Origin of the sequence: Nonomuraea sp. NPDC049625 (assembly GCF_040675285.1) — a bacterium.
GTDB classification, from domain to species: Bacteria; Actinomycetota; Actinomycetes; order Streptosporangiales; family Streptosporangiaceae; genus Nonomuraea; species Nonomuraea angiospora_A.
Window position 1 is genome coordinate 318,116 of sequence record NZ_JBFAOQ010000016.1, and the last position, 23,320, is coordinate 341,435.

25 protein-coding genes are annotated in these 23,320 nt (G+C 69.8%); 15 read left to right on the forward strand and 10 right to left on the reverse strand.

Features of this window, described 5'->3' with window-relative positions; genetic code table 11:
* Nucleotides 1–118: 118 nt before the first annotated feature.
* Together AB0J87_RS49380 and AB0J87_RS49385 are read left to right on the forward strand one after the other, a co-directional pair.
* Nucleotides 119–1,243 carry a sensor histidine kinase gene (locus tag AB0J87_RS49380; protein WP_363979163.1) on the forward strand — a complete coding sequence of 375 codons (1,125 nt, stop codon included), beginning with the start codon at nucleotides 119–121 and terminating at the stop codon, nucleotides 1,241–1,243.
* A 211-nt stretch (nucleotides 1,244–1,454) separates the two neighbouring features.
* Nucleotides 1,455–2,093, forward strand: coding sequence for a response regulator transcription factor (locus AB0J87_RS49385; protein WP_363979166.1), 639 nt, complete (start codon nucleotides 1,455–1,457; stop codon nucleotides 2,091–2,093).
* 93 nt (nucleotides 2,094–2,186) lie between these two features.
* Here the strand turns inward: AB0J87_RS49385 and AB0J87_RS49390 are convergent, their stop codons facing one another.
* Genes AB0J87_RS49390 through AB0J87_RS49400 form a run of 3 tightly spaced genes read right to left on the reverse strand, consistent with a single transcriptional unit; the run spans nucleotide 2,187 to nucleotide 4,619 of the window.
* A complete protein-coding gene (locus tag AB0J87_RS49390; RefSeq protein WP_363979169.1) occupies nucleotides 2,187–3,815 on the reverse strand; it encodes an MFS transporter in 1,629 nt (542 codons plus the stop codon).
* Nucleotides 3,816–3,841: 26 nt separating this feature from the next.
* Nucleotides 3,842–4,132 (reverse strand): hypothetical protein, encoded by a 291-nt coding sequence (locus AB0J87_RS49395; RefSeq protein WP_363979173.1) that lies wholly within the window; start codon nucleotides 4,130–4,132, stop codon nucleotides 3,842–3,844.
* A gap of 34 nt (nucleotides 4,133–4,166) precedes the next feature.
* Complete coding sequence (locus AB0J87_RS49400; protein ID WP_350723914.1) at nucleotides 4,167–4,619, reverse strand: carboxymuconolactone decarboxylase family protein; 453 nt, start codon at nucleotides 4,617–4,619, stop codon at nucleotides 4,167–4,169.
* 96 nt (nucleotides 4,620–4,715) lie between these two features.
* Between AB0J87_RS49400 and AB0J87_RS49405 the strand changes: the two genes are divergently transcribed.
* A complete protein-coding gene (locus AB0J87_RS49405; protein WP_363979176.1) occupies nucleotides 4,716–7,490 on the forward strand; it encodes a BTAD domain-containing putative transcriptional regulator in 2,775 nt (924 codons plus the stop codon).
* Nucleotides 7,491–7,497: 7 nt separating this feature from the next.
* Here the strand turns inward: AB0J87_RS49405 and sigJ are convergent, their stop codons facing one another.
* A complete protein-coding gene (sigJ, locus tag AB0J87_RS49410) occupies nucleotides 7,498–8,430 on the reverse strand; it encodes an RNA polymerase sigma factor SigJ (protein WP_363979179.1) in 933 nt (310 codons plus the stop codon).
* Between the two features lie 145 nt (nucleotides 8,431–8,575).
* On the opposite strand from sigJ, the gene AB0J87_RS49415 reads away from it, so the two are divergent.
* Together AB0J87_RS49415 and AB0J87_RS49420 are read left to right on the forward strand one after the other, a co-directional pair.
* Nucleotides 8,576–8,962, forward strand: a complete 387-nt coding sequence (locus tag AB0J87_RS49415) for a hypothetical protein (protein WP_363979182.1) — start codon at nucleotides 8,576–8,578, stop codon at nucleotides 8,960–8,962.
* Between the two features lie 33 nt (nucleotides 8,963–8,995).
* Nucleotides 8,996–9,649 (forward strand): helix-turn-helix domain-containing protein, encoded by a 654-nt coding sequence (locus AB0J87_RS49420; RefSeq protein WP_363979185.1) that lies wholly within the window; start codon nucleotides 8,996–8,998, stop codon nucleotides 9,647–9,649.
* Here the strand turns inward: AB0J87_RS49420 and AB0J87_RS49425 are convergent, their stop codons facing one another.
* Complete coding sequence (locus AB0J87_RS49425) at nucleotides 9,650–10,492, reverse strand: oxidoreductase (protein WP_363979188.1); 843 nt, start codon at nucleotides 10,490–10,492, stop codon at nucleotides 9,650–9,652. It lies immediately after the preceding gene.
* Nucleotides 10,493–10,603: 111 nt separating this feature from the next.
* Between AB0J87_RS49425 and AB0J87_RS49430 the strand changes: the two genes are divergently transcribed.
* Entirely contained in the window at nucleotides 10,604–11,155 is a 552-nt protein-coding gene (locus tag AB0J87_RS49430) for a TetR family transcriptional regulator (RefSeq protein ID WP_363979191.1), read from the forward strand.
* A 53-nt stretch (nucleotides 11,156–11,208) separates the two neighbouring features.
* Here AB0J87_RS49430 and AB0J87_RS49435 read toward each other — a convergent pair whose 3' ends face one another.
* Nucleotides 11,209–11,355: a hypothetical protein gene (locus AB0J87_RS49435; protein ID WP_363979194.1), complete on the reverse strand. Its 147-nt coding sequence runs from the start codon at nucleotides 11,353–11,355 to the stop codon at nucleotides 11,209–11,211.
* Nucleotides 11,356–11,650: 295 nt separating this feature from the next.
* On the opposite strand from AB0J87_RS49435, the gene AB0J87_RS49440 reads away from it, so the two are divergent.
* Nucleotides 11,651–12,076, forward strand: coding sequence for an Ohr family peroxiredoxin (locus AB0J87_RS49440; protein WP_363979197.1), 426 nt, complete (start codon nucleotides 11,651–11,653; stop codon nucleotides 12,074–12,076).
* 1 nt (nucleotide 12,077) lies between these two features.
* The gene (locus AB0J87_RS49445) at nucleotides 12,078–12,245 is read left to right on the forward strand and encodes a hypothetical protein (RefSeq protein ID WP_363979200.1); all 168 of its coding nucleotides are present in this window, start codon (nucleotides 12,078–12,080) and stop codon (nucleotides 12,243–12,245) included.
* A gap of 126 nt (nucleotides 12,246–12,371) precedes the next feature.
* Here the strand turns inward: AB0J87_RS49445 and AB0J87_RS49450 are convergent, their stop codons facing one another.
* Nucleotides 12,372–13,253, reverse strand: a complete 882-nt coding sequence (locus AB0J87_RS49450) for a DMT family transporter (protein ID WP_363979203.1) — start codon at nucleotides 13,251–13,253, stop codon at nucleotides 12,372–12,374.
* Between the two features lie 167 nt (nucleotides 13,254–13,420).
* Here AB0J87_RS49450 and AB0J87_RS49455 point away from each other — a divergent pair, with 167 nt between their 5' ends.
* Both AB0J87_RS49455 and AB0J87_RS49460 read left to right on the forward strand, forming a co-directional pair.
* Nucleotides 13,421–14,032 carry a DUF3105 domain-containing protein gene (locus AB0J87_RS49455; protein WP_363979206.1) on the forward strand — a complete coding sequence of 204 codons (612 nt, stop codon included), beginning with the start codon at nucleotides 13,421–13,423 and terminating at the stop codon, nucleotides 14,030–14,032.
* Nucleotides 14,029–14,646, forward strand: coding sequence for a DUF305 domain-containing protein (locus AB0J87_RS49460; RefSeq protein ID WP_363979209.1), 618 nt, complete (start codon nucleotides 14,029–14,031; stop codon nucleotides 14,644–14,646). The genes AB0J87_RS49455 and AB0J87_RS49460 overlap by 4 nt, the downstream gene beginning before the upstream one ends.
* Nucleotides 14,647–14,690: 44 nt before the next feature.
* Here AB0J87_RS49460 and ilvA read toward each other — a convergent pair whose 3' ends face one another.
* A complete protein-coding gene (gene ilvA / locus AB0J87_RS49465; RefSeq protein WP_363979212.1) occupies nucleotides 14,691–15,941 on the reverse strand; it encodes a threonine ammonia-lyase IlvA in 1,251 nt (416 codons plus the stop codon).
* 331 nt (nucleotides 15,942–16,272) lie between these two features.
* On the opposite strand from ilvA, the gene AB0J87_RS49470 reads away from it, so the two are divergent.
* A complete protein-coding gene (locus AB0J87_RS49470; protein ID WP_363979215.1) occupies nucleotides 16,273–17,199 on the forward strand; it encodes an alpha/beta hydrolase in 927 nt (308 codons plus the stop codon).
* Nucleotides 17,200–17,599: 400 nt separating this feature from the next.
* Nucleotides 17,600–19,093 (forward strand): arabinofuranosidase catalytic domain-containing protein, encoded by a 1,494-nt coding sequence (locus tag AB0J87_RS49475; RefSeq protein WP_363979218.1) that lies wholly within the window; start codon nucleotides 17,600–17,602, stop codon nucleotides 19,091–19,093.
* A gap of 100 nt (nucleotides 19,094–19,193) precedes the next feature.
* Here the strand turns inward: AB0J87_RS49475 and AB0J87_RS49480 are convergent, their stop codons facing one another.
* Complete coding sequence (locus AB0J87_RS49480) at nucleotides 19,194–19,613, reverse strand: MarR family winged helix-turn-helix transcriptional regulator (RefSeq protein WP_363979220.1); 420 nt, start codon at nucleotides 19,611–19,613, stop codon at nucleotides 19,194–19,196.
* A 69-nt stretch (nucleotides 19,614–19,682) separates the two neighbouring features.
* Between AB0J87_RS49480 and AB0J87_RS49485 the strand changes: the two genes are divergently transcribed.
* Nucleotides 19,683–20,510, forward strand: coding sequence for an SDR family oxidoreductase (locus AB0J87_RS49485; RefSeq protein WP_363979223.1), 828 nt, complete (start codon nucleotides 19,683–19,685; stop codon nucleotides 20,508–20,510).
* Here AB0J87_RS49485 and AB0J87_RS49490 read toward each other — a convergent pair.
* Nucleotides 20,507–21,490, reverse strand: coding sequence for a helix-turn-helix transcriptional regulator (locus AB0J87_RS49490; RefSeq protein ID WP_363979226.1), 984 nt, complete (start codon nucleotides 21,488–21,490; stop codon nucleotides 20,507–20,509). The genes AB0J87_RS49485 and AB0J87_RS49490 overlap by 4 nt on opposite strands.
* Before the next feature lie 213 nt (nucleotides 21,491–21,703).
* On the opposite strand from AB0J87_RS49490, the gene AB0J87_RS49495 reads away from it, so the two are divergent.
* Both AB0J87_RS49495 and AB0J87_RS49500 read left to right on the forward strand, forming a co-directional pair.
* Nucleotides 21,704–22,765 (forward strand): hypothetical protein, encoded by a 1,062-nt coding sequence (locus AB0J87_RS49495; RefSeq protein WP_363979229.1) that lies wholly within the window; start codon nucleotides 21,704–21,706, stop codon nucleotides 22,763–22,765.
* 109 nt (nucleotides 22,766–22,874) lie between these two features.
* A complete protein-coding gene (locus tag AB0J87_RS49500) occupies nucleotides 22,875–23,300 on the forward strand; it encodes an organic hydroperoxide resistance protein (RefSeq protein WP_363979232.1) in 426 nt (141 codons plus the stop codon).
* Nucleotides 23,301–23,320 lie beyond the last annotated feature (20 nt).

Genomic DNA, 23,320 nt, shown 5'->3' on the forward strand with positions numbered 1-23,320 from the left:
CCGGTCTTGCGGCTCGGACCAGGGTCATACGGTGCGGGCGTAAGAGAGCGGAGTACGACCCTGGTCTGACGGATCGTGCTCCGATTCGCTCGCGGTCGTTCCTCGATAGCGTCGAGCTGTGAACCTGCTCGTCCGGCGGCCCCCGCACTGGCTGCTCGTTCTCGCCGACACCGTGGTCGCGGTGCTGCTCGCGCTGGGGTCCACGACGGATCCGGAGGGCCTGGCGGTGAGCACCGCGTCGGTGCTGACCTGCTGGCTGCTCGCGGTGCCCGTGGCGGTGCGGCGGATCTGGCCGGTGCCCGCATACTACGCTGCGCTCCTGGCCGGCCTCCTTCTGCTCACGCTACAGGCGAACCGGCTGATGATGGTCGGGGTAGTGGCCTTGACCATCTACCCGGTGTCGGCCACCCAACCGGCGCGGCGGTCGGCGATCGCCCTCGTGCTGGGCCTGCTCGTCACCGGAGGCGCTCTGCTGACCTCGGTGATGGGCGCACCGCGAGTGAACGGCTGGCCGGATCCCGTCTTCATCGTCGGGGCGGCCTGGCTGGTCGTGGGAGCCGGCTGGAGTCTCGGTACGGCGGCGCGCACCCGCCGGGTGTCCGCCGCGCGCGAAGCCAAGATGCAGGCCGAGAAGGCAGTGGTCGACGAGCGCCTGCGGATCGCCCGCGAGCTGCACGACGTCGTCGCCCATTCGCTGAGCATGATCACCGTCAAGGCGGGGGTGGCGGCCAAGGTCCTGGACAAGCATCCGGAGGAAGGGCGCGAAGCGTTACGTGCCATCGAGCAGATCGGGCGCGGCTCGCTCGTGGAGATGCGCCAGTTGCTCGGCGCCCTGCGTTCGTCAGGCAGCGCACCTGAGAGCACGCCACTCCCCGGCCTTGCCGACCTGCCGTCCCTGGCACAACGCGCGGCGGAGGCCGGTGTGCAGGTCGAGCTCTCGGTGAGCGGAACCGTGCCCGACAGCATGGGGCTGTCCGTCTATCGCATCGTTCAGGAGGCGATCACCAACGTCGTCAGGCACGCCGCTCCTGCCCGTTGCCGGGCCGGCGTGTCGGTCGTCGACGGGTTGTTGAAGATCTCGGTTGTGGACGACGGGCCGGGACAGCGAGTGCTGCCGGGCAAGGAGGGCGGGCACGGTCTTGCGGGGATGCGGGAACGGGCCATGATGTACGGCGGCACCTTCGAGGCCGGACCTCTGCCGGGGGGTGGGTTCGGCGTACACGCATCATGGGAGATCCCGTGACCTACGTGACTCACACCGGCGACGTCGTTCGAGGCCGGTGGTTCCGCGCGATGGGGATGGATGGATGCGGGAGTGTCTGATGTCAAGATCCTGGCCCAGGAGCCGGTGTCCGTGGTGTTGAGTGGCGCAATGTGGGAGGCAGAGACCTGGGTAGCGCGTCTACGAGCCTGGTGTTGAACCTGCTTGTGGTGGGTGTGTTGTGGGGGATCTCTTGATTCGAGTGCTTGTCGCCGACGATCAGGCACTGCTGCGTGGCAGCTTCCGCTTGCTGATCGACTCGGAGGACGATCTCATCGTCGTCGGGGAGGCGGCCGACGGACACCAGGCGGTGGCACTCGCGCGGACCGAGTCACCCGATGTGGTGCTCATGGACGTCAGGATGCCGGAGATGGACGGCATCGCCGCGACCCGGCAGATCGCCGGGGATACCCGAGTACTCATCCTCACGACGTTCGACCTCGATGAGTACGTCTACGCGGCGCTGCGCGCGGGTGCCAGCGGGTTCCTGCTCAAGGACGCTCCCCCTGACGATCTCCTGAGGGCGATCCGGGTGGTCGCGTCGGGCGAGACGCTGCTTGCGCCCAGCGTCACCACACGATTGATCGCGGAGTTCGTACGGCGGCCGGCCCCGCGGGTCTTCCACGGGCTCGGCAATCTGACGGACCGGGAGCGTGAGGTGCTCACACTCATCGCCCACGGACTGTCCAACGCCGAGCTCAGTGCCCAGCTCCAGCTGAGCCCCGGGACCGTCAAGACGCACATCGGCCGCTTGCTGGCCAAGCTGCAGGCCCGAGACCGCGCCCAGCTTGTCATCGCCGCCTATGAAGCCGGCCTCGTCAAGCCGGGTTAGCGTACGTGCTTGAAGTGGTTATCGGCGGTTGGTGGTGTCAGCGTCTCTGTTGTCGGCCTCGTCAAGTCGGGTTGGCGTACGCGCCAGATGCCGTTATTGGCGGGTGGTGGTGCCGGGAGCGCTGCGGCTGGTCTCGACAGCGGTCTGGCCGCGGGTTAGGACGGTTGCGGCTGCAAGTGGCACCAGGAGCAGGGTGAGGAGGCCCGAGATGACCAGGCCCGTGTCGGTGCCGGTCAGTTGGATGAGCGGGCCGCCGGCCACGAGGCCCAGTGGGGCCGCGATTGTTGACCCCGTCGTCCAGAGGGTCACTACCGGCTGTTGTTCGCTGGGCCGCAGGTCTGACTGCAGGAAGCTGTACGCGACGGGGGTGAACGGGGCCCAGACCAGGCCGCCCAGGGCGAACACGATCATCGGGGCGGTCAGGTTGCCCGCGGTGGCCAGGGCGATCGGGCAGAGTGCCCACAAACCGATGATCGTGATGAGCAGATGGCGCTGGGGGAGGCCGCGCATCAGGTTGACCAGGGCGGCGCCCGCGATCGCGCCGACGCCCAGGGCGCTCCAGAGCAGACCGAGGCCGGACGCGCCGCTGTGCAGGGTGCCCTGGACGTACAGGGGGAGTGCTACCTCGACCGGCATGTAGAGGAAGTTGAAGAAGAACACCACGACCAGCAGCCGGGCCGCCACGGGGCGGCGGCGCAGGATGCGCCACCCCGATTCGTCCTGCCGCATGTGGGTGGACTCCTCCGACGGTGACTCCGACGGTGACTCCGGCGGCGACTCCAACTCCGACTCCGGCCACGGCTCCGACTGCTCCGACCACAGCTTCGACTCCGACCATGGCTCCGGCGGTGAATCCAACTGCGACTGCGGCTCCGGCGGCGACTCGGGCGGCGATTCCGGCCATGGCTTCGGCTGTGGCTTCGACCGCGACTGCGGCTCCGATCGCGGTTCTGACCGCTCCGGTTCCGACCGCTCCGACTCCAGCGGCGGCGCCGGCGGCGGCTCTGACCGCTCCGATTTCGACTGCGGCTTCGACTGCGGCTTCGACCGCGGCCGTGACTGTGGCTTCGACCGCGCCCGTGGTGCCCAGCGCAGTACGCAGGCCATCAGCAGCAGTGCGCCGCACGCGTCGACGAACAGCACCGCACCCGGCCCGTCGGCCGCCATCATGAGCCCGCCGGCCACGGGGCCCAGCACGTAGAGTGCGACGTTGCTGTTCAGGCCCAGCAGCCCGTTGACGCCGTACCGTTCCGACTCGCTCGCCATCGAGGTGACGAGCAGACGGCGACCGCTCGCACCAGCCATCCGGAAGGCCGCGCCCAGCAGCAGCCCGCCGACCAGTACGGGCAGGGTGAGCCGGTCGGTCACCGCGGCCAGGCCCAGGCCGGTGAAGGTCAGCGCCCGCAGCACGCAGTCGGCGAGCAGCAGGGTGCGGGGCGGTGTCCGGACCCGGCCCAGGCCGATGCCGAGCGCCAGGACCGTGGACAGGAGGAACGGGGCCGCCTCCACCATCCCGACGGCGATCGCCGGAGGTATGTCCCCGTGGATGCGCAGGGTCTGCACGGGCATGGCCACGAGGATCATGCCCGTGCTGATGTTGGCCAGCAGGTCGCCGAGCAGCAGCCCAGCCACGCGCTTGTCGCGCAGCACGTCACGGTAGGAGCGGTTCGAGCGGTACGAACGGTTCGCCGTCGTGGATGGGGCGCCGGCCGGGTTGGACACGTGGTGGACTCCTCGTCAGTGGCGGCTCAGTGCTCGTCGACGAGCCGGCCGTTCAGGGCGGTGGCGTCCTTGGTGAGGGACATGGTCAGCGGGGCCTCCGGAAAGGTGGGCAGGGCGGCGAGCGCGGCGCCCAGCTGCTCGGCGCTCTCCCAGTGCCAGGTGTCGGTGTACGTGTCGTCGTCGAGCCGGATCAGCACGGTGCGGGTGAGCCCGGGGTGACCCTTCCGGACAGTCGCGATCAGCGACCTGCGGCGGGCCAGGAACTCCTCAAGGTCGGACTCGGAGACGGAGTAGCGGTGCGAGCGGACGGCGGACATGTCGGTGTCTCCTTCTGTACGTGTGAGCAGGGGCTTACCAGGTGCCGGCGACCTGCCGGATCGGGGCGTTCAGGCGGTTGAAGAGGTTGGTGACGGCGGTCATCAGCAGGATCGAGGCCAGCTGCTGCTCGTCGAAGTGGTCGGCGGCGTTGTCCCAGATCTCGTCGGAGACGGCGTCGTCGCGGTCGGCCAGCCGGGTCGAGGCCTCGGCCAGCTCCAGGGCGGCCCGCTCGGCGTCGGTGTAGTACGGAGCCTCGCGCCAGGCGGCGATCAGGCCGATGCGGTCGTCGCTCTCGCCGAGCTTGCGCAGGTTCTTCAGGCCGGCGTCGACGCAGAAGCTGCAGCGGTTGATCTGGCTGACCCGCAGGTGGATCATCTCCATGAGCTCCTGGGGGAGGCCCTGCGACTGAGCAGCCTTCATGACCTGCATGATCGGCTGCATCGCGGCGGGGATGAGGGTTGCGGGGTTCTTCATCCGGGCTTCCATCGTGTTCTCCTCTGTCTCGGTTCGTGTGAGATCAGAGTGTCTGGCCAGGTTGATACATTCGCGATGCGTGCACGATGCGAAGGTGATGGGGGACGAATGCTGCGATTCACTCTTCTCGGCCCCGTCCAGATGATCGTCGACGGCGCGCCGCTGGCGGGCATCGCCCCACGTCACCGGGCTGTGCTGGCCTACCTCCTGCTCAACGCCGGCCGGGTGATCAGCATCGAGCGGCTGATCGACGCGATGTGGGGCTACGACCAGCCCGACACCGCCCGGTCGCAGATCCATGCCTCGATCACCGCGATCCGCAAGGTGCTGCGCGGAGCGGGAGCCGTAAACCTCCTTGAGACGCGTGCCGGCGGCTATGTCGCGCAGCCGGAGTCCGGGCAGGTCGACGCGCAGGAGTTCACCGAACTGGCAGCCGCGGGTGAGCTGCGCAAGGCCCTGGAGCTGTGGGGCGGCGAGGCGCTGGAGGACGTGCACGCGCATTACGTCACCGGCGTCCGCGAGCTCTGGAACGACCGGCGGCTGTCGGCCTATGAACGCCTGGTGGAGGGCGAGCTCGCCGCCGGGCGGCACGGCGAGCTGCTCGACGAGCTCGCCGCCCAGGTGACCGCCAACCCGCTCCGCGAGAAGCTCAACGGTCACCTCGTCCTGGCCCTGCACCGGGCGGGGCGGCAGGCCGACGCCCTGGCCGCGGCGCGTTCCTACCGGACGGCTCTGGCGGACGAGCAGGGGCTGGATCCCGGGCACGCCTTCATCGAGCTGGAGCGGGCGGTCCTGGCGGACGATCCGGCGTTGCGCCTGGCCGGCGCGGCGCCGGTGGTTGCTGGCCCGCCGCGTCGCTCCACATTCCTGCCGTACGACATTCCCGATTTCTCCGGACGTACCACCGAGCTGGACCGGCTCATAGGCGAGGTGGGTGAGCGGCACGGGCCGGCGGTTGTCACGATCGACGGCATGGCCGGGATCGGCAAGACCACGCTCGCCGTACACGTGGCCCATCGGCTGGCCGCCCGCTATCCCGACGGCCGGCTCTTCATCGACCTGCAGGCCCACACCGCGGGCCGGGAGCCGCTCGACGCCGCCGCCGCGCTGGAAGCGCTCCTGCGCCAGCTCGGGGTGCCCGCCGAGCGCATCCCGGTCACGCTGGTCGAGCGGAGCGCCCTGTGGCGCGCCGAGCTGGCCGATCGCCGCGCGCTCGCCGTGCTGGACAACGTTCTCGACGCCGAGCACGTACGCCCCCTGCTGCCGGGACACTCCGACACCCTCGTCCTGATCACCAGCCGGCGGCGGCTGGTCGACCTGGACGGCGCCCACGCGCTCTCGGTCGACGTGCTGGGGGAGCAGGACGCCGCCGAGCTGTTCGAGCGGATCGTGGGCGAACGCGCCGGCCATGAGCCGGAGGCCGTACGCGAGGTGCTGCAGCTGTGCGGGCGCCTCCCGCTCGCCATCCGGATCTCGGCCGCCCGCCTCCAGCACCGTCCGCGCTGGACCGTGTCCTACCTGGCGGGCCGGCTGCGGGACCATCGCCGGCTCCTGGACGGGGTGTCGGCGGCCTTCACCCTGTCATATGAGCAGCTCGACGAGGCCGAGCAGCGTATGTTCCGCCTGCTCGGGCTGGCGCCGGGACGCGACATCGACGCCTGCGGCGCGGCCGCGCTGGCGGGCATCCCGGAGGACGAGGCGGAGGAGCTCCTGGAAGGCCTCCTCGACGCCCACATGCTCCTGCAGTTCGAACCTGGCCGCTACACCTTCCACGATCTCCTCCGCGAGCACGCGCGCTCGATCGCCGAGGACGACGGCGAGGTCCTGCGACTGCTCACCTACTACCTGCACCGCGCTCGGGCGGCGATGGACCGGCTCTACCCGTACAGCGTCAGCCAGCGGGAGGGCATCCCCCAGCCGGCCGCCCCGATCGCGCCCATCCGGGACGCCGCGGAGGCGATCGCCTGGCTCGACGCCGAACGCTCCAACATCATCGCGACCGCCGTCCACGGACCCGAGATCTGCGTCGGCATGCTGGCTCTGACGATGCGCCCCTTCCTCGACCGGCAGGCGCACCACGACGACGCGCTCACGCTGCACACCCTGGCGTTGCAGCGCAGCCGCAAGTTCGGCCACCGCGAGTTCGAGGAGCGGGCGCTCGCCGACCTGGCGTGGACCTACTGGCGGCTCGGCGAGTACGAGCGCGCGGAGGAGCACGCCCGCCAGGCCCTCGACGCGTGCGAGGAGGCCTACGAACGCGCTCGGGCACTGCTCACCCTGGGCAACGTGGCCCTGCGCCGACGCCAGGACGAGCAGGCGGAGCAGTACCTGGAGCAGGCACTCGATCTCACCCGGATCGGCGCCGACACCTGGGGCGAGGCCAACGTGCTCGGCATCCTCGCCCTGGCCCTCGACCGGGCCGGCCGCCCGGAGGAGGCCCGGCGCCATCTCGACCTGGCACTGGCGCTGCACCGCAAGGTCGGCAACCCGGCAGGGGAGGCGATGATCCTCAACCACCTCGGCGTCGTCCTCCGGCACCAGGGCGAGCTCGCCCAGGCCCGCACCCGCCACGAGCAGGCCGCGGCCCTCTACCGCAAGCTCGGCAACACCACCGACGAGGCGGCCGCACTCAACGGGCTGGCCGAGGCGGCCGACGACCCGGCCTGGGCGATCGGGGAGCACACGGCCGCGCTCGCGCTCGCCGACCTGGCCCGCAACCGCCCTGAGCAGGCGCGAGCTCACGACGGGCTGGCCCGCGCCCTCCTCGCGCTCGGGCGGGCGGAGCAGGCCTGCGAGCACGGGCGGGCGGCCCTCGGCCTGTACGAGGAACTCGGCGTTCCGGAGGCCGGAGAGGTCCGCGCCTTCCTGGAGCACGCCGGATGAGCCGGTCCTAAGGCTGTGGCTGCGCCGTCCAAGGCCGGAGCTTCTCGGGGTTGCGTACCGCCCAGATGTGCTTGATCCGGTCGCCCGTGACGTCGAACGCCGCCACCGTCACCGTCACGCCGTCCTGCTGGGCCACCAGACCGGGCTGACCGTTGACCGTACGTTCCAGGATCGTCAGGCCGGGTGACATTCCGGCGATGGCGAGGAGGTAGCGGGCGATCTGCTCGCTGCCTTCGATCGGGTGGAGGCCGGCGCTGACGAGGCCGCCGCCGTCGATGACCGCCGTGGCGTCGGGGTCGAGGAGGCTGATGAGGGCTTTGATGTCCTTGGCTTCCCACGCCCGCTTGAAGTCGCCGACGATGCCGGGCCGGGCCGCCGGAGCCGCGGGAGCCTGTGCCTCGCGAAGACGACGGCGGGCCGAGGAGGCCAGCTGGCGGCACGCCACCGGCGTACGACCGACGATCTCCGCCACTTCGGCGAAGGAGTAGCGGAAGACGTCGTGCAGGATGAACGCCACGCGCTCGGCCGGGGTCATCGACTCGAGCACGACCAGGAAGGCCATGTTGATCGACTCGTCGAGGGTGATCCGGTCGGCCGGGTCGGTCATGGCGCCGCCCGGCCGCGCGCTGATCCACTCCGTACGGTCGGGCAGCGGCTCGGGGATCCATTCGCCCACGTAGCGCTCGCGCCGCGCGCGTGCCGAGCCGAGCACATCGAGGCAGATGCGGCCGGCGACCTTCGTCAGCCAGGCACCGGGGGAGTTGATGGCCTGCTGCTGTTGCGGGGTCATGGCGTACCAGCGGGCGCAGGCCTCCTGGACGACATCCTCCGCATCTGCAAGGGAGCCGAGGAGGCGGTAGGCGAGATTGATCAGCTGACGCCGCTCGCTCATGATCACGCTCAGGCTCGGGTCGAGCCCTGGCTCGGATGGGGTGGTCATGGTGTCGCCTGCTCCTCGGTCGTTTCCGCCCTCACCCGGACAGACGAGACAACTTCCCGGAACGTGAGGTCGTCCGCGCCTCACATTCCCGGCGGTCGTGTCGTCGGACTGCCGAGACACCGGGATCGAGAAGGGAAGCCCCGACATGTCCACACCCACGAACCTCAGGTTGCTGCGGATCGCGATCACCCTGCAAACCTTGGCCGTCTTCGTCCAGGCGATCACCGCCGGGCTGCTTTTGTCCTTGCCCGGGGGTGGGGCACTGCACAGTGCTGGAGCATACGCGACGTTCGTCGTGACCCTGCTGCACCTGGTGGTCTCGATCCTGGTCTGGCGGCCGGGCGGCGGCTCGCCCAGGCCCATCCGGTACGCGGCCGGTTTCTTCGTGGTCACGTCGGCGCAGATAGCGCTGGGCATAGCGCACGTGAAGACCGTGCACGTCCCGTTGGGCGTCCTGATGTTCGGCATGAGCGTCATTCAGCTCGGCCGGATCTGGGACGGCCGCCGCACCCGTGTGGACGCCACCGCGTGATTATGGAGCGTGCGCTCTGTTATGATACGAGGCATGCCTCGTCCTCGAGTTCATGATCTCGACCGGTTGCTGGACGTCGCCGAGCAATTGGTGGCCGATGGCGGCCCGGAGCGGTTCACGGTGCGAGCGCTGGCGACGGCCGCCGGGGTGTCGAACGGGGTGATCTACCACGCGTTCGGGTCGTTGCCGGTGCTGCTCGGGCGGCTATGGCTGAGGGCGGCGGGAGATTTCCTGGATCTCCAGGTCGAGCTGGCCGACGCGGTGCAAGGGGGCGACCGCGAAGCGGCAGTCGAGGCGGTGGCGGCGGTGGCGAGCGTGCCCGCGGTGTTCGCCGACCGCCGGCCCGCCGCCGCCCGGATGCTCGTGGCGGTGCGCCGTGACCAGCTGCTCGGTCCCGAGGTGCCGCAGGAGCTGGCCGAGGAGATGTTCGCCCTGGACAAGCGGTTGGTGGCGCTGCTGACCCGCCTGTCGCGGGCGCTGTGGGATCGTGCTGACGGGGCGAGCGTCGAGGTGGTGACGCTGTGCGTGGTCGACCTGCCGACCGCTGTGTTCCGGCGGGCGCTGGCGGCCCCGAGCGCGGACGGTCGCCCCGTGATCGGGGCCGACAGCCGAGAACGGCTGACGGCCGCGGTCCGCGCGGTCCTCGCACTCCCGCCGCCCCCACCGGCCCCGCGGCCGGGGCGGTGACTAGCGTTCGTCGGCGGGGTAGTCGGCCGAGCGGCTGACATCGGCCCATTTCTCGGTTTCGGCGGCACGGAGCTCGGCGGCCTTCTGGGCGGAGGCGACGGCGTCGCTGCCGAGGAGGAGTCGCCTGGGCGGGTCGTCGTGGCCGACGACGTCGATGATGATCCTGGCGGCGCGCGCGGGGTCGCCGGGCTGGGTGCCGTCGGTGTCGCGCCGGTAGCGGTGGATGGCGCCCACGGTCTGCTCGTAGTCGGGGCCGACGGGGTGGATCTCCATGGAGGGCCCTTGCCAGTCGGTACGGAACGCGCCCGGCTCGACGATGACGACCTTGACGCCGAAGGGCGCTACCTCGTTGGCGAGCACTTCGGAGAAGCCTTCGACGGCGAACTTCGCGGTCTGGTAGGCCCCCATCCCGGGAGTGCCGCCGACGCGCCCGCCGATGGAGGAGAACTGTACGAAGACTCCTGATCGCTGGGCGCGCAGGACGGGCAGGGCGGCCCGGGTGACGTTCACCACGCCGAAGAGGTTGGTTTCGATCTGGGCGCGGAAGTCGTCCTCGGCCATCTCCTCGATCGGCGCGCTGTTGCCGTAGCCGGCGTTGTTGACGACCACGTCGAGGCTGCCGAAGGCGTCGGTGGCCTCCTTGACCGCCCGGGCGGCCGCGGCGGCGTCGGTGACGTCGAGCGCGACCGCTCGGATCCGGTCACCGTGGCGGGCCACCAGGTCGTCGAGCTGCTTGGGGCTGCGTGCGGTGGCGATGACCTGGTCGCCCGCTTCGAGGACCGCTTCGGCGAGGTGGCGGCCGAAGCCGCGCGACGATCCGGTGATGAGCCATGTCCTGGCCATGGGTGCTTCCTTTGGTCGATATTGCCTAACTGCCTCATCAATGTAGCACTTAGAAAACTAAGCTCAGCGTTAGCGTGACACTAAATCGCCGGAAGGGGTATCTTTGGGCGGGTGAGAGCAGACGCGACCCGCAACCTCGAACGCGTCCTGAGCACAGGCGCCCGCATGCTCGCCGACGACCCCTCGGCGACCATCGCCGCCATCGCCGTGGCGGCGGGGGTGGACCGCCGCACGGTCTACCGCCGCTTCGCCTCCCGCGAAGACCTCATGGCCGCCGTCTATGGAGCCCGCTACGACGCGGTCGAGAAGGCCATCGAGGCGGCCAGGCTGCGCGAGGCCCCGGTCGAGGTCGCGCTGCACCGCTACGTCGAGGGCATCATCGCCGTCAACCGCAAATGGCCGGTGGAAACGAGTCGCATGCTCCGCGAGAAGACGCTCCACGAACGCCGCCGCGGCCTGATCGACGAGGTCGACGCCTTCCTGCGGCGCGCCACCGACGAGGGCCTGCTGCGCTCCGACCTGCCGCCCGGCTGGGTGGCCACGATCCTGCCGCCGCTGCTGGTGCACGCCGCCGAGAACCTGCCCGAGCTGAGCTCCGCACAGGCCGCCGACGTCGTGGTCGACACACTGCTGCGCGGCGCCGGCCGTACGGCACGGCCCTAGGCACCGCCTGCATACGAACGGTTGACGAGGGCACCGCGAGGTGTCTCGTGCGCTCAGCCTTCCGTGGCACCGGTCAGGACCGCGAGGGCGGCACGCGCCTGGTCGCGCATCGCGGGCACGAACCGCTGCGCGGGCTCCGGCATGCCGGACAGGACGAGCGTGACCTCCTCCGGCGTGCCGACCTGGTCGAGGAACCCCACGATCAGGTGTGCCGCCTCGGTCGGCGAGGTCGCGACGGTCGCGCGCGAGAACGCGGTCCACTCGTCCGGCGCGCATCATCCGTACACGATCTTCGGTCACGACTGGCCGGCCGACCCGCCGGAGGAGTGGCGAGACCACCACCTGGAGGAAGAGCTGTGGGCCGAACGAGATCCTAGCCTGTTCCGCCGCCAGGACGCGTCACCGGCTTGACAGGTGACGAGCGGCTTTGCCAATATCGTCACCAGTTGAACCGGTGACGCGCGATGTGTCCCCGGAAACCTTGAAGGGAAAGCCATGGCTGTCAGCTACACCGGAGTCGTCACCGTCACGGGAGAAGGCCGCAACGGGGGCCGGGTCCAGGCCGACGACGGCCTCCTCGACACGACGCTCGCCATCCCGAAGCAGCTCGGCGGCGCGGGCGGGGCCACTAACCTCGAGCAGCTGCTGGCCGCGGGCTGGGGCTCCTGCTTCCTCGGTGCGGTCAGAAGGGCGGCGGCGGAGCGCAAGATCAGGCTGACGAGCACGGCCATCACGGCGGAGGTGACCCTGCACCACGGCGACGACGGCGAGTTCGGCCTCAGCGCCGTGCTCAACCTGGAGCTCGGAGGCGTGGACCAGCAGACGGCCGGCGAGCTCGGCGCCGCGGCCCACCAGATCTGCCCCTACTCCAAGGCGACCCGCGGCAACATCCCGGTCACCATCAACGCGAAAGCCGCTTGAAGTGCGGTCGGCTCAGGACCCCGCCGAAGCGGCACGCCGCGCCCGCTTCGGCCGGCTGCCCGAGCGGATCCGGCTCGAGGACGCGGTCGAAGAGCGTGCGGCCACCGCGCCGGACCCCGCGCGGGATGTCTATGACGAGGACGAATGGCTCGTGCGGTACTGCCTGTGAAACCTGGAGGGGCATCGTGTTGCGCATACCCACACCCGTAAGAGCCCTGGCGGTGGCCACGGTCGTGGTGGCAGTCGCCCTGGGGTGCCTGGCCCAGGTCTTCTGAGCCTGGAGTCCGTGTCCGGATCATCGCTCCCTTCGGTGCGGACCTTGGAGCACGGGCTGCGCGGGCTTGGCCAGGAACGGGGATCGGCCGAGGATGACGATGCCGGTCACCATCGCGACCAAACCGGCCACCTCACCCGCGATCGCCGCCGGGGTGACCTGCAGACGTTCGGCGAAGATCGCCACACCCAGCACGATCCCGCAGATCGGCTCCGCGACCGTGGTGGCCGGTAGCGAGATCTGGAGCGGGGCGGCGTCGAACGCGCTCTGATTGAGCAGCAGCCCCACCACGGCGACGCACGGCAAGACGTACAGTTGCCAGGTCGTGAGCATGTTCGGCCCGTTGTCCAGCGTGAGCAGGGAGCCGCGGGTCAGTACGTCCTGCAGGCCGTACAGCACCCCGGCGGCGGCCGCCAGCAAGATCGCCTTGACCTTCAGGGTCCGCCGCAGGCCGAAGAGGACCAGCGCCCCCGCGACCACGACCACCGGGAGCGCCGCGAGCCACCGTATGGAGACCGGATCGGGGAGGCGGCCACCCTGGGGCCTTCCGGCGAACAGGAACAGCGCCACTCCTCCGCTCACCAGCAAGGCGCCCAGCTGCAGCGTGCGGCCGAACGGTTCCTGGTAGATGACATGGGCCGCGGTCAGGGCGAACAGCAGGTTCATCGCGAGAAGCGGCTCCACCTGCGACACGTCCGCATACCGGAGCGCGATGGCGCCGAGGATCTGGCCGCACACCATCAGCCCGAGCCCGACCAGCCACAACGGCATGCGCATGAGGTTCAGGAGCAGGCGCGCGTGCAGCATCTCCTCCAGCGGCTCGCGGTACGCGGCATGCTGCTGGGCGACGAAGCCGATACCCAGAAGGCACGCCGCCCCCAGAGAGACGATGATGACGATCACCAAGGGTGACGGTCTCCGGTGTCCTGTTCGACAGGAATGAGCACCCCGTTCCGCTTCCCCGAACGCCGACTCTGTAACTGAGCGCACCAGCCGCTCTTACGACCTCTGTATTCGACATGCGGTAGAACTTCTACGCAACGTAGAAGCTCGTAGGGAGAGGCAGTCGAATGGGCGACAAGCCGCAGGGCACGATCAAGGAGCGGCTCTCCGCGCTGCAGGCTCAGCAGCGACGACAGGAGAGGCGGCGCCGGATCGCCGTGATCGGCGTCTCCGTGACCGGCGTCGGCGCGCTGGCTGCGGCGGTGACGGTGTTCTGGCTCGACGACCGTGCCCGCACGTCCCTGGACGCGGTGCAGACGGTCAACGTGACGCAACGCAACCACACCAGCAAGCCGGTCACGTATCCGCAGGCGCCGCCCGTCGGCGGGGATCACTCCCCGGCCTGGCAGAACTGCGGCGTCTACACCGATCCGATCCGCAACGAGAACGCGGTCCACAGCCAGGAGCACGGAGCGGTCTGGGTGGCCTACCGTCCGGGACTGCCCAAAGAACAGCTCGACATGCTGCTCGACCAGGCCAGGGGACGCGACTTCGTCCTCCTGTCCCCCTACCCGGGCCTGTCGTCCCCGGTCGCGCTCAACTCCTGGGGCAAGCAGCTCAAACTCGACAGCGCCGACGATCCGCGACTGCCGGTGTTCCTGCGTACCCACATCAACGGCCCGGGCACGCCCGAGCCGGGGGCGACCTGCAGCGGCGGGGTCGGGGAGCCGTCCGCATGAGGCTGCCGGCCGTTCTGCGGCGGCGCCGCGTGCTGGTGCCCGCGACCGCCGCGCTGGCGTTCGCCGTGGCCGTCTTGGGCCTCGGACTGCTCTACCCCCGACCGCCCGCGGACGCCTCGGTGGAGGCGGGGTTCGCCCGTGACATGCAGGCTCATCACGCGCAGGCTGTTCAGATGGCGCTCATCGTCCGGGATCGCACCAGCGATCGCGAGGTCAGGACGCTCGCCTACGACATCGCGACCACCCAACAGCAGCAGATCGGGCAGATGTACGCCTGGCTGGACATGTGGGGCCTGTCCCAGGCCTCGCTGCAGCCGCGCATGGCCTGGATGGGCCAGAGCCACCACAGCACGAACAAGGCCATGCCCGGCATGGCCACCACGGCCCAGATCAAGGAGCTGGAGCAGGCCGACGGCAAGGACGCCGAAGTGCTGTTCCTGCGCCTGATGATCCCGCACCATCAGGGCGGCGTGCAGATGGCCCAAGCGGCCGTTCAGAGTGAGCAGCCCCAGGTCAGCCGCATGGCCGGCGCCATCCTGGCCGCCCAGAAGGCCGAGATCGACCTGATGCGGCGCATGCTGGCGGCACGCGGCGCCTCCGAGACCTCGGCCTGACCGCGCGTGGCCCGCCTGCTCCTCGCCACGGCGGCCACGGGACGTCAGAGAAGGAACGTGAACAGCGGCGAGCCCGGTGGGATGCGCTCCACCGTGAGCGGGCTGGCCTTCATCCGGGACAGGAGGCTGTCGAGGTCGCCGGCCCGCTCGAGTTCGATGCCGACGAGCGCCGGGCCGGTTTCACGGTTGTTCTTCTTGACGTACTCGAAGACGATGATGTCCTCGCCCTCTCCCAGAACCTCGTCCAGGAAGTGGCGCAGGGCCCCGGGGCGCTGCGGGAAGGTCACCAGGAAGTAGTGCCGCAGGCCGATGTGCACAAGAGAGCGCTCCAGCACCTCGTTGTACCGGCTGACGTCGTTGTTGCCGCCCGACACCACGCACACCACCGGCCCTCCGGAGGCGTAGGGCAGCAGCTCACGGGCCGCGGCACCCGCGAGAGCTCCGGCGGGTTCGGCGATGATGCCGTCGGTCTGGTAGAGATCCAGCATCTCGGTGCACACCGCACCCTCATCGACCGCCACGACCTCGTCGACCAGGTCCTTGACCAGGGGGAACGTGGCGTCTCCCACCCTCCCGACGGCGGCGCCGTCCACGAAGGTGTCCAACTCGGGCAGGGCGAGAGGCTCGCCGTGGCCGAGGGCGGCGCGCATGCTGGCCGCTCCGGCGGGCTCGGCCCCCACGATGCGGGTGGCGGGTGAGTGCTCGCGCAGCCAGACGGCGATGCCGCTGATCAGGCCGCCTCCACCGACCGGGACGACCACGGTGTGCGGCGCCTCCCCGCACTGCGCCAGGATCTCCAGACCGACCGTGCCCTGCCCGGCCATCGTCCTGACGTCGTCGAACGGGTGCACGTAGATGGCGCCGGTGTGCTCGCTGTCGGCGTGCGCGGCGCTGCTCGCCTCGTCGTAGGTGCCGCCGCCGACCACGACCTCCACCCGGTCGCCGCCGAGCGCCGCGATGCGCTCGCGCTTCTGCCGTGGCGTGGTGGACGGGACGTACACCCGGCCGTTGATCCCCAGACGGGCGCAGGCGAACGCGACGCCCTGCCCGTGGTTGCCCGCGCTCGCGCAGACCACGCCACGCCGCCGTTCCTCATCCGTGAGGGAGGCGATCAGGTTGAACGCCCCGCGCACCTTGTACGAGCGACAGACCTGCGCGTCCTCGCGCTTGAGCAGCACTTGACCACCGAGCAGGTCGGACAGCCGCTGGTTCGGCTCCAGTGCGGTGTGGCGTATGACCGGCCGCAGCCGTTCGGCCGCCTGGCTGATCAGCCCGGCGGTGAGGCGGTCGGTCATACGCGCTCCATGAAGAAAGGTCGTGTTGTGGTGGCCACGGCCGCAGCAGCCGAACGGGCGATCACCGGAAAGGGCGCCCGTCGCCGGGCGAGCACTTCGGCCACAACGATCCCACCAGGCCATGCTATTCCCGCGGCGCCCGCCTCTCAGCCCCTGACGGCCCTGCCGTACCTGGGTCGCCGGCCTTGGCTTACGTCTGGCGCGGCGCGCTTGTCCCCCGTGCGAGCTACCGGCGAATGTCCCCCAGGTGGTGACGATTCCGGGGCTGTCGATTCCATAGCGTTACGTCATGGCCGCAGCAATTCGGTCATTTATCTGACTGGAGGACATCATGCTCCGCAATTTCAAGGCATCCGCTGTGGCCGTACTGTGCTGCACCGTGGTCGGTGTGGGACTCGCCGGTACCGGGAGCGCCGCGGCGGAGGACTGGGACCCTTTCTCCTCCACCAAGGCGGAGGCCTGGGACCCCTTCGCTTCCACGCCGCGGAAGGCCGATCCGTTCTCCGGCACCAAGAAGATCGAGGTCGGTGGGCGGTCGGTGAACGTGTCCTGCTCGGGCGACCTGGCGGAGGGCAAGCCGGTCGTCGTCCTGCTGCACGGCGGGGGTGACGCTCTGGACAAGATGGCTGCCCTGCAGAAGACGCTGAGCGCGAAGAACCGGGTGTGTTCCTACGACCGGCTGGGTGCGGGCGGCAGCGACCAGCCGGATGGGCCGCAGGACTTCGCGAGCACCGGCAAGGTCCTGACCGGGGTGCTCGACCGCATCGCCGGTGACAACCCGGTCGTCCTGGCCGGGCACTCGCTGGGTGGGCTGATCGCTGCCAGGTACGCCCCCGAGCACCGGGACCGGGTCAAGGGCCTGGTCCTGATGGACGCCACACCCTCGACCATGGTCGCCGACATCTCCACGACGATCCCCGCCTCCGCCAAGGGCCCGGCGGCCGAGGTGCGCGCACAGAACCTCGCGATATTCCGGGGAAAGAACCCGGAGAAGCTGGTCATCACCGACGGCAAGGTCCGTTCCGCCGGGAACATCCCGGTCAAGGTGATCCAGCACGGCAAGCAGTACCTGGCGGCCATCCCCACGTACGGGCCGAACCTGGAGCGGGCGTGGACCGCGGGCCAGCGCAAGTGGCTCGGCCTGTCCAGCCGGAGCAAGCTGAGCACCGCCAAGAACAGTGGGCACTACATCTACCTCGACCAGCCCAAGCTCGCCGTCAAGGCCATCGAGCACGTCACCTCGCAGGCCGCGCGCTGAGCGACCGGCGGAGTAGCCGGCCGAACGCCTGCTCAACCTTCATCCACGCGGCCCCGACGCCTCACCATGGCGCCGGGGCCTTTTGGCGTAACGCTTTTTGCCAAGTTCTCCTGTCGCACGTTGTGACGGAATAGAAGGCGATCTTCGCCAGGTATTGACAGCCGCCGCATCGTTGATGACACTTTGGTCGAAACACAGCGGAAACCCGCATGTTATAGCGGAGCGCTCGCCGGTGACTGACCTGCGGCGCACGTCCGAGTGCGTAGAGCCATGCCGACGGTCCCACACCAAGGAACCGTGCAATAGCCCGTTGATGCAGAGATAACTATGTTAGCGCTAACAAACAAATTTTGTCGACATAAATGTTAGCGCTAACAATTCTCCACACGAAAGGCACACAATGGGTTTCTGGTCTCTGCGCCACTGGCGGCGAACGGCCCTCACCGTCGCTTCCTTCGCGGCGCTCGCCGTCACCGCGCTGGTCGCCGTGCCAGGCACGGCACAGGCGGCCGGCACGTCGTCCTGCGACATCTACGCGAGCGGCGGCACCCCGTGCGTCGCCGCTCACAGCACCACCCGTGCGCTCTTCGGCTCCTACAACGGGGCGCTCTACCAGGTGCGGCGCTGGTCCGACGGTGCGACGACCAACATCGGCGTGCTCAGCGCCGGCGGTTACGCGAACGCCGCGACCCAGGACTCCTTCTGCTCGGGTACGTACTGCACGATCGTTCGCATCTACGACCAGACGTCGCGCCACAACGACCTCACGATCGCTCCCGGCGGCGGCGCCAATCCCACGGCCGACCAAGGCGCGAACGCGGCGGCTCTGCCCGTGACGGCAGGTGGCCACAAGGTCTACGGCGTCTACATCTCCGCGGGCAACGGCTACCGCAACAACGCGACGAACGGCGTCGCCACCGGCAGCCAGCCCGAGGGCATGTACATGGTGACCGAGGGCACTCACGTCAACAACCGGTGCTGCTTCGACTACGGCAACGCCGAGACCAACAACATGGACACCGGCAACGGCGACATGGACGCGATCTACTTCGGCACGCTCTGCTGGTTCTCACCGTGCGCGGGCGGACCGCGTGTCGCGGCGGACCTCGAGAACGGGTTGTTCGCCGGTGGCAACGGCTCCTGGACCGCTAACACCGGCCGCAGCTCCGCGTTCGTGACGGCGATGCTGAAGAACAACGGCACCTCGACATACGCCATCAAGGACGGCAACGCGCAGTCCGGCAGCCTGGCGACGCGGTACAACGGAGCGCTCCCCACCCAGGCGGGCTACAACCCGATGACCAAGCAAGGCGCGATCATCCTCGGCATCGGCGGCGACAACAGCAACGGCTCCGTCGGATCCTTCTTCGAAGGCGTGATGACCAGCGGCTATCCGAGCGACGCCACGGAGAACGCCGTGCAGGCCAACGTCGTCTCCGTCGGCTACAGCAAGAGCGTCACCTTCCCCGTGAACGGAGCCACCTACCGGCTCACGAACCTCACGAGCGGCAAGGTGCTCGACGCGGTCAACTGCGGCACGGCCAACGGCACGCAGATCGACCAGTGGCAGGCGCTCGGCAACACCTGCCAGCAGTGGCGCTTCAACAGCGTCGGCGCGAACAAGTGGACGATCACCAACGTCAACGCCGGCAAGGTGCTCGACGCGGTCAACTGCGGGCTGGCCCTCGGCACGGCCGTCAACCTGTGGGAGCCGCTCGGCAACACGTGCCAGCAGTGGGCGGTCATCCCCGCGGGCAACGGCCGATATGAGCTGGTGGTCGAGAACAGCGGCATGGTGCTCGACGACCAGAACTGCGGCACCGCGAACGGCACGCCGGCCCGGCTGTGGATGTGGCTCAACAACACCTGCCAGCTCTGGTCGATCGCGCCGTAGGCACCGGCTGGGCGCACCCGGGTGAGTGTGCTCCGCCGAACGGCATGAGCGTGGGACCGCCGGACGCCGACGGTCCCACGCCGGGGCCGCCTCGGGCAGGTCAGCCGGAGCTGACGGCGCGGTTCAGCAGGACCATGAGCTGCCGCAGTTCGTCGCGGTTCAGCACCGCCAGCGGGGTCTTCTCCAGCGCCGTCCGGACCAGTTCGTCGCGAACCTCGCGGCCCTTGGCGGTCAGGACCAGGACGCGAGAGCGGCGGTCGGCCGGGTCCACGGCGCGCTCCACCAGCCCACGATCGACGAGCTGGTTGGTGATGAAGGTCAGGTTGGGGGCGTTGCAGTACAGGCGCTCGGTCATCACCTTCATCGAGGGTGGCGGCTCGGCCGGCTCGATGGCCCACAGCGCCTGGAACGTCGCCGGTGTCAGGGCGTGCCTGGCCAGCGCCTGCCCGATCAGGTCGTTGGTCCGCATCCAGATGTCGTGGGTCGCGGCGACCACCGCGGTGAGCTCGGGCGTGGTCATGCCGCCATTCTACCGGTGTTTCGAGTCTCGAAGGATCGTGCTAGCGTCAATGCTTCGAGACTTGAAACAATGGAGGTCTTTGTGGCCGACGACTATCGCGGCGTCACCGCGCTCGTCACGGGCGCGTCCAAGGGGCTGGGGCGGGCGTACGCGCTGGAGCTGACGCGCCGGGGAGCGCGGGTGATCCTGCTGGCCCGTTCGGACGGGAGCCTGCGGGAGCTCGCCGCACACATTCGGGAACGGCACGGCAGGTCGGACGCCGAGGTCATCACCGGTGACCTCGCCGCTCCGGATGGTCCGGAACGGGTCCTGCGGGAGCTGCGTGACCGCGGCCTGACCGTCGATCTGCTGCTCAACAACGCCGGCGCGGGCAGCGCGGGCCCGTTCCTCAACCGCCCGCTCGAGCCGCAACTGCGCTCCGTCGGGCTCAACGTCGTCGGCCTGATCGCGCTGACCCACGCGATCGGGGCCGAGCTGGTCGCCCGCGGCTCCGGCGGCATCATCAACGTCTCGTCCACCGCGGCCTTCCAGCCCATGCCTTACCAGGCCAGCTACGCCGCGACCAAGGCTTTCGTGCTCTCCTTCACCGAGGCGCTGGCCGAGGAGCTGCGCGGCACCGGCGTCCACGTCATGGCCGCGCACCCCGGCGCGATCGCGACCGGCTTCTTCGACGGCACCTCGGCCACGATCGACTCCCGGGTCGCCGACACGCCGGCCACCGTCGCGGCCCGTACACTGGACGACTACGCCCGGCGACGCGCGGTGTCCTACCCGGGCCGGGCCATGAACCGCGCCCTGACCTGGCCCGCGCGCCTGCTGCCGCGCACCGTCGTCGCGCGGATCGCCGGCGGGTTCAACCGCCGGCTGCGCATGCACGAAGTCGTCGACCTCGCCTAGCGCTCCAGTGACACATCGCGATCATGGTGGGGATCAGCGCTCTCCCCGGCCTGGCCGTCCGCCCCGTGCCTCGGGGATCCCGCAGCCTCGGTTCGCCCCGTCCGGCGCACGGACCGAACACCGCTCGGGCCCCCGGTTCGGGCGAGAAGGCTCAGCGCCGCCGCTGACCCGGTGCCGGCCTCGGCGGTCACCACGACTATCCGCTGGCCTTCCTCCTGCGGGACGTTCAGGGTCTGGAGGTTGAGCTGCATGCGGCCTACGAGCGGATGGTGCATGCGGTAGGTCGCGAGGTCCCACTTCCTGACCCGGTGCTCGGACCACATGCCGGCGAACTCCGGGCTCTTCATGGTCAGTTCGCCGATCAGTGCGGCCAGCCGAGGATCGTCCGGATGCTGCCCGGCGGCGAGCCGCAGTTTCCCGACCACGTCTCTGGCCTTCTTCGGCCAGTCCTCCGTGTACAGGTCCCGTGTGTGCGCGTCCAGGAAGACCAGCCGGGCCGTATTCGGACGCTGGTCGGGCTGATCGGGGATGTGCGGGTCCAGATGTCCGGCGAACAGTGCGTGTCCCGTGCGGTTCCAGGCCAGTACGTCGCTGCGGCGCCCCAGCACGATCGCGGGCGCGTCGCCGAACGCGGCGAGCAGTTGCCGGGTCGTGTCTCCCGCTCGCTCCGGCGCGGGCCTGCGCCGGGTGCCGGTGCGGCGCGAGGCGCGGGCCAGGTCGTGCAGGTGGGCCCGCTCCACCTCGTCAAGACCGAGGGCACGGGCCAGCGCGTCCAGCACCTCCGGTGACGCGTTGAGCGAGAGCCCCTGCTCCAGGCGCGTGTAGTAGGACAGGCCCACCCCGGCGAGCTGTGCCAGCTCGTCACGGCGCAGCCCTGGCACGCGACGGCGCTCTCCGAAGTCCCGGAGTCCCACATCCGCCGGCTGCAATTGCGACCGGCGCATCCTGAGGAACTCCCCCAACCCCGACTTCTTGTTCATACGCCGAGTATCGAGCACCGGGGCGCCAGGCAGCCTGACCCCGCCAGGGACAGGCTGTGAACGGCCGGCGACAGCAGACTCGACGCCACGAGCAGGACGCAGGGCCGGAGTCCGGTACGGCAACTGCTCGACCTGACTCACCACTTGGCAACGGTATCCACGCGCCGCCCGGCACACCGGGCCGGACCGCGTCTTCGGAAGGAAGAACACCCCATGAAGCTGAAGCAGTCCGCGATCGCCTTGGCCCTCTCCGCCATGACGGTCCCCGGCATCGTGCTGGCCGGCACCACCGGCGCCCTCGCCACTCCCGACCGGTACGCCGCCACCATCTCCGACCGATCCCGTCCGGCGGCGCCCACCGTGGACGCCAAGGGGCCGGGGGTCTTCCCTCACTCCGCGGACTACGACCCGGACTCCCGCAAGTTCGTGACGGGTTCGCTGGCGCACAGCACCATCTCCTCCGTCGACCAGAAGGGCAACGTGCGCACTCTCGTCGACGACAAGAAGCTGGTGTCCGTGCAGGCCGTACGGGTGGACTCCAGGCGGAACCGGATCCTGGCCGGTAACGTGGACTACGGAACGGCCGACCGCTCCACGCCCGCCACCAAGTTCAAGGTCGCGGGTGTCGCCGGCTACGACGCCGACAGCGGACGCCGACTCTGGTACGCCGACCTGAACAAGGTCGCGGACGACGGCAAGCAGCATCTCGTGTCCGACGTGACGATCGCTCCGGACGGCACGGCGTACGCCGTCGACGAGCTCTCCCCGACGATCTTCCGCATCGACCGCGCCGGACGGGCCTCCATCCTCCTGCGCGACGACCTGCTGGCCGGTGATCTGAAGATCCCGGACTTCCTGGACAACGTGGGCATGAGCGCCGTCGCATGGATGCCCGGCAACCTCCTCATCGTCGCGAAGGCCGACGGCAGCCTGGTACGGGTACCGGTCGCCCACCCCGAACAGGCCGCCAAGGTCAGGCTCTCCAAGAACCTCAAGGCCCTCACCGCGGGCATCCGGGTCCTGCCGGACGGGTCGATCGCCGCGATCAGCAGTGGACTGCTCAGCGGGAAGGCCGCCGTCGTGCAAGGGGTTCGCCCCGGCCGCCACTGGAAGTCCGCCACCGTCTCGGTCACCGACACCGTCGCCGACCCGGTCAGCAGCGCCGTCACGGCCGGCCCCCGAGGCACGACCTACGCGCTCAGCGGCGGTCTGGCAGCCCTGCTGGCCGGCAAGCCGAACGACGGCTTCACGCTGCGCCCGGTCAACGTGCGCTGACCCGCACCACCGTTCGGGCCCGCCTCTCTCCCCGGGCCGGTTCCGAAGAAGCACCGGCCCGACCTTCCGCACCACACCGTCATCCCTGGCACCCGCGAAAGGAAACAACATGTCTGCGCTGTACACCACCGAGGCCCTGTCGACCGGTGACGGCCGCAACGGCCACGTACGGTCCCTCGACGGCGTCCTGGACGAAGCCCTCGCGATCCCGAAGGACCTGGGCGGCCCCGGCGGCGACAGGACCAACCCGGAGCAGCTCTTCGCCGCCGGATACGCCGCCTGCTTCCACAACGGACTCCGCCTGATCGCGAAGGGGATGGGAGTCGAGCTGCCCGAGTCGAGCGTGCGGTCGGAGGTGAGCCTGCTCCCGACGGGGACCGGCGGTTTCGCCCTCGCCGTTTCGCTGACAGCACACCTGCCCGGCCTGGAGCAGCCCACCGCCGACGAGCTGGTGAAGGCCACACACCAGGTGTGCCCGTACTCCAACGCCACCAGGGGGAACATCGAGGTGACCCTCAAGGCCACAGTCCAGTAGGGGACTTCGGACGGCTGACT

What these genes read in the sequence shown, in the direction of transcription:
- AB0J87_RS49475 (WP_363979218.1), top strand. Translation starts at nt 17,600, where the DNA reads ATGGGTTTCTGGTCTCTGCGCCACTGGCGGCGAACGGCCCTCACCGTC.
- sigJ (WP_363979179.1), bottom strand. Translation starts at nt 8,430, where the DNA reads ATGACCACCCCATCCGAGCCAGGGCTCGACCCGAGCCTGAGCGTGATC.
- AB0J87_RS49425 (WP_363979188.1), bottom strand. Translation starts at nt 10,492, where the DNA reads ATGGCCAGGACATGGCTCATCACCGGATCGTCGCGCGGCTTCGGCCGC.
- AB0J87_RS49480 (WP_363979220.1), bottom strand. Translation starts at nt 19,613, where the DNA reads ATGACCACGCCCGAGCTCACCGCGGTGGTCGCCGCGACCCACGACATC.
- AB0J87_RS49405 (WP_363979176.1), top strand. Translation starts at nt 4,716, where the DNA reads ATGCTGCGATTCACTCTTCTCGGCCCCGTCCAGATGATCGTCGACGGC.
- AB0J87_RS49420 (WP_363979185.1), top strand. Translation starts at nt 8,996, where the DNA reads ATGCCTCGTCCTCGAGTTCATGATCTCGACCGGTTGCTGGACGTCGCC.
- AB0J87_RS49440 (WP_363979197.1), top strand. Translation starts at nt 11,651, where the DNA reads ATGGCTGTCAGCTACACCGGAGTCGTCACCGTCACGGGAGAAGGCCGC.
- AB0J87_RS49415 (WP_363979182.1), top strand. Translation starts at nt 8,576, where the DNA reads ATGTCCACACCCACGAACCTCAGGTTGCTGCGGATCGCGATCACCCTG.
- AB0J87_RS49395 (WP_363979173.1), bottom strand. Translation starts at nt 4,132, where the DNA reads ATGTCCGCCGTCCGCTCGCACCGCTACTCCGTCTCCGAGTCCGACCTT.
- AB0J87_RS49490 (WP_363979226.1), bottom strand. Translation starts at nt 21,490, where the DNA reads ATGAACAAGAAGTCGGGGTTGGGGGAGTTCCTCAGGATGCGCCGGTCG.
- AB0J87_RS49495 (WP_363979229.1), top strand. Translation starts at nt 21,704, where the DNA reads ATGAAGCTGAAGCAGTCCGCGATCGCCTTGGCCCTCTCCGCCATGACG.
- ilvA (WP_363979212.1), bottom strand. Translation starts at nt 15,941, where the DNA reads ATGACCGACCGCCTCACCGCCGGGCTGATCAGCCAGGCGGCCGAACGG.
- AB0J87_RS49460 (WP_363979209.1), top strand. Translation starts at nt 14,029, where the DNA reads ATGAGGCTGCCGGCCGTTCTGCGGCGGCGCCGCGTGCTGGTGCCCGCG.
- AB0J87_RS49470 (WP_363979215.1), top strand. Translation starts at nt 16,273, where the DNA reads ATGCTCCGCAATTTCAAGGCATCCGCTGTGGCCGTACTGTGCTGCACC.
- AB0J87_RS49400 (WP_350723914.1), bottom strand. Translation starts at nt 4,619, where the DNA reads ATGGAAGCCCGGATGAAGAACCCCGCAACCCTCATCCCCGCCGCGATG.
- AB0J87_RS49485 (WP_363979223.1), top strand. Translation starts at nt 19,683, where the DNA reads ATGGAGGTCTTTGTGGCCGACGACTATCGCGGCGTCACCGCGCTCGTC.
- AB0J87_RS49500 (WP_363979232.1), top strand. Translation starts at nt 22,875, where the DNA reads ATGTCTGCGCTGTACACCACCGAGGCCCTGTCGACCGGTGACGGCCGC.
- AB0J87_RS49455 (WP_363979206.1), top strand. Translation starts at nt 13,421, where the DNA reads ATGGGCGACAAGCCGCAGGGCACGATCAAGGAGCGGCTCTCCGCGCTG.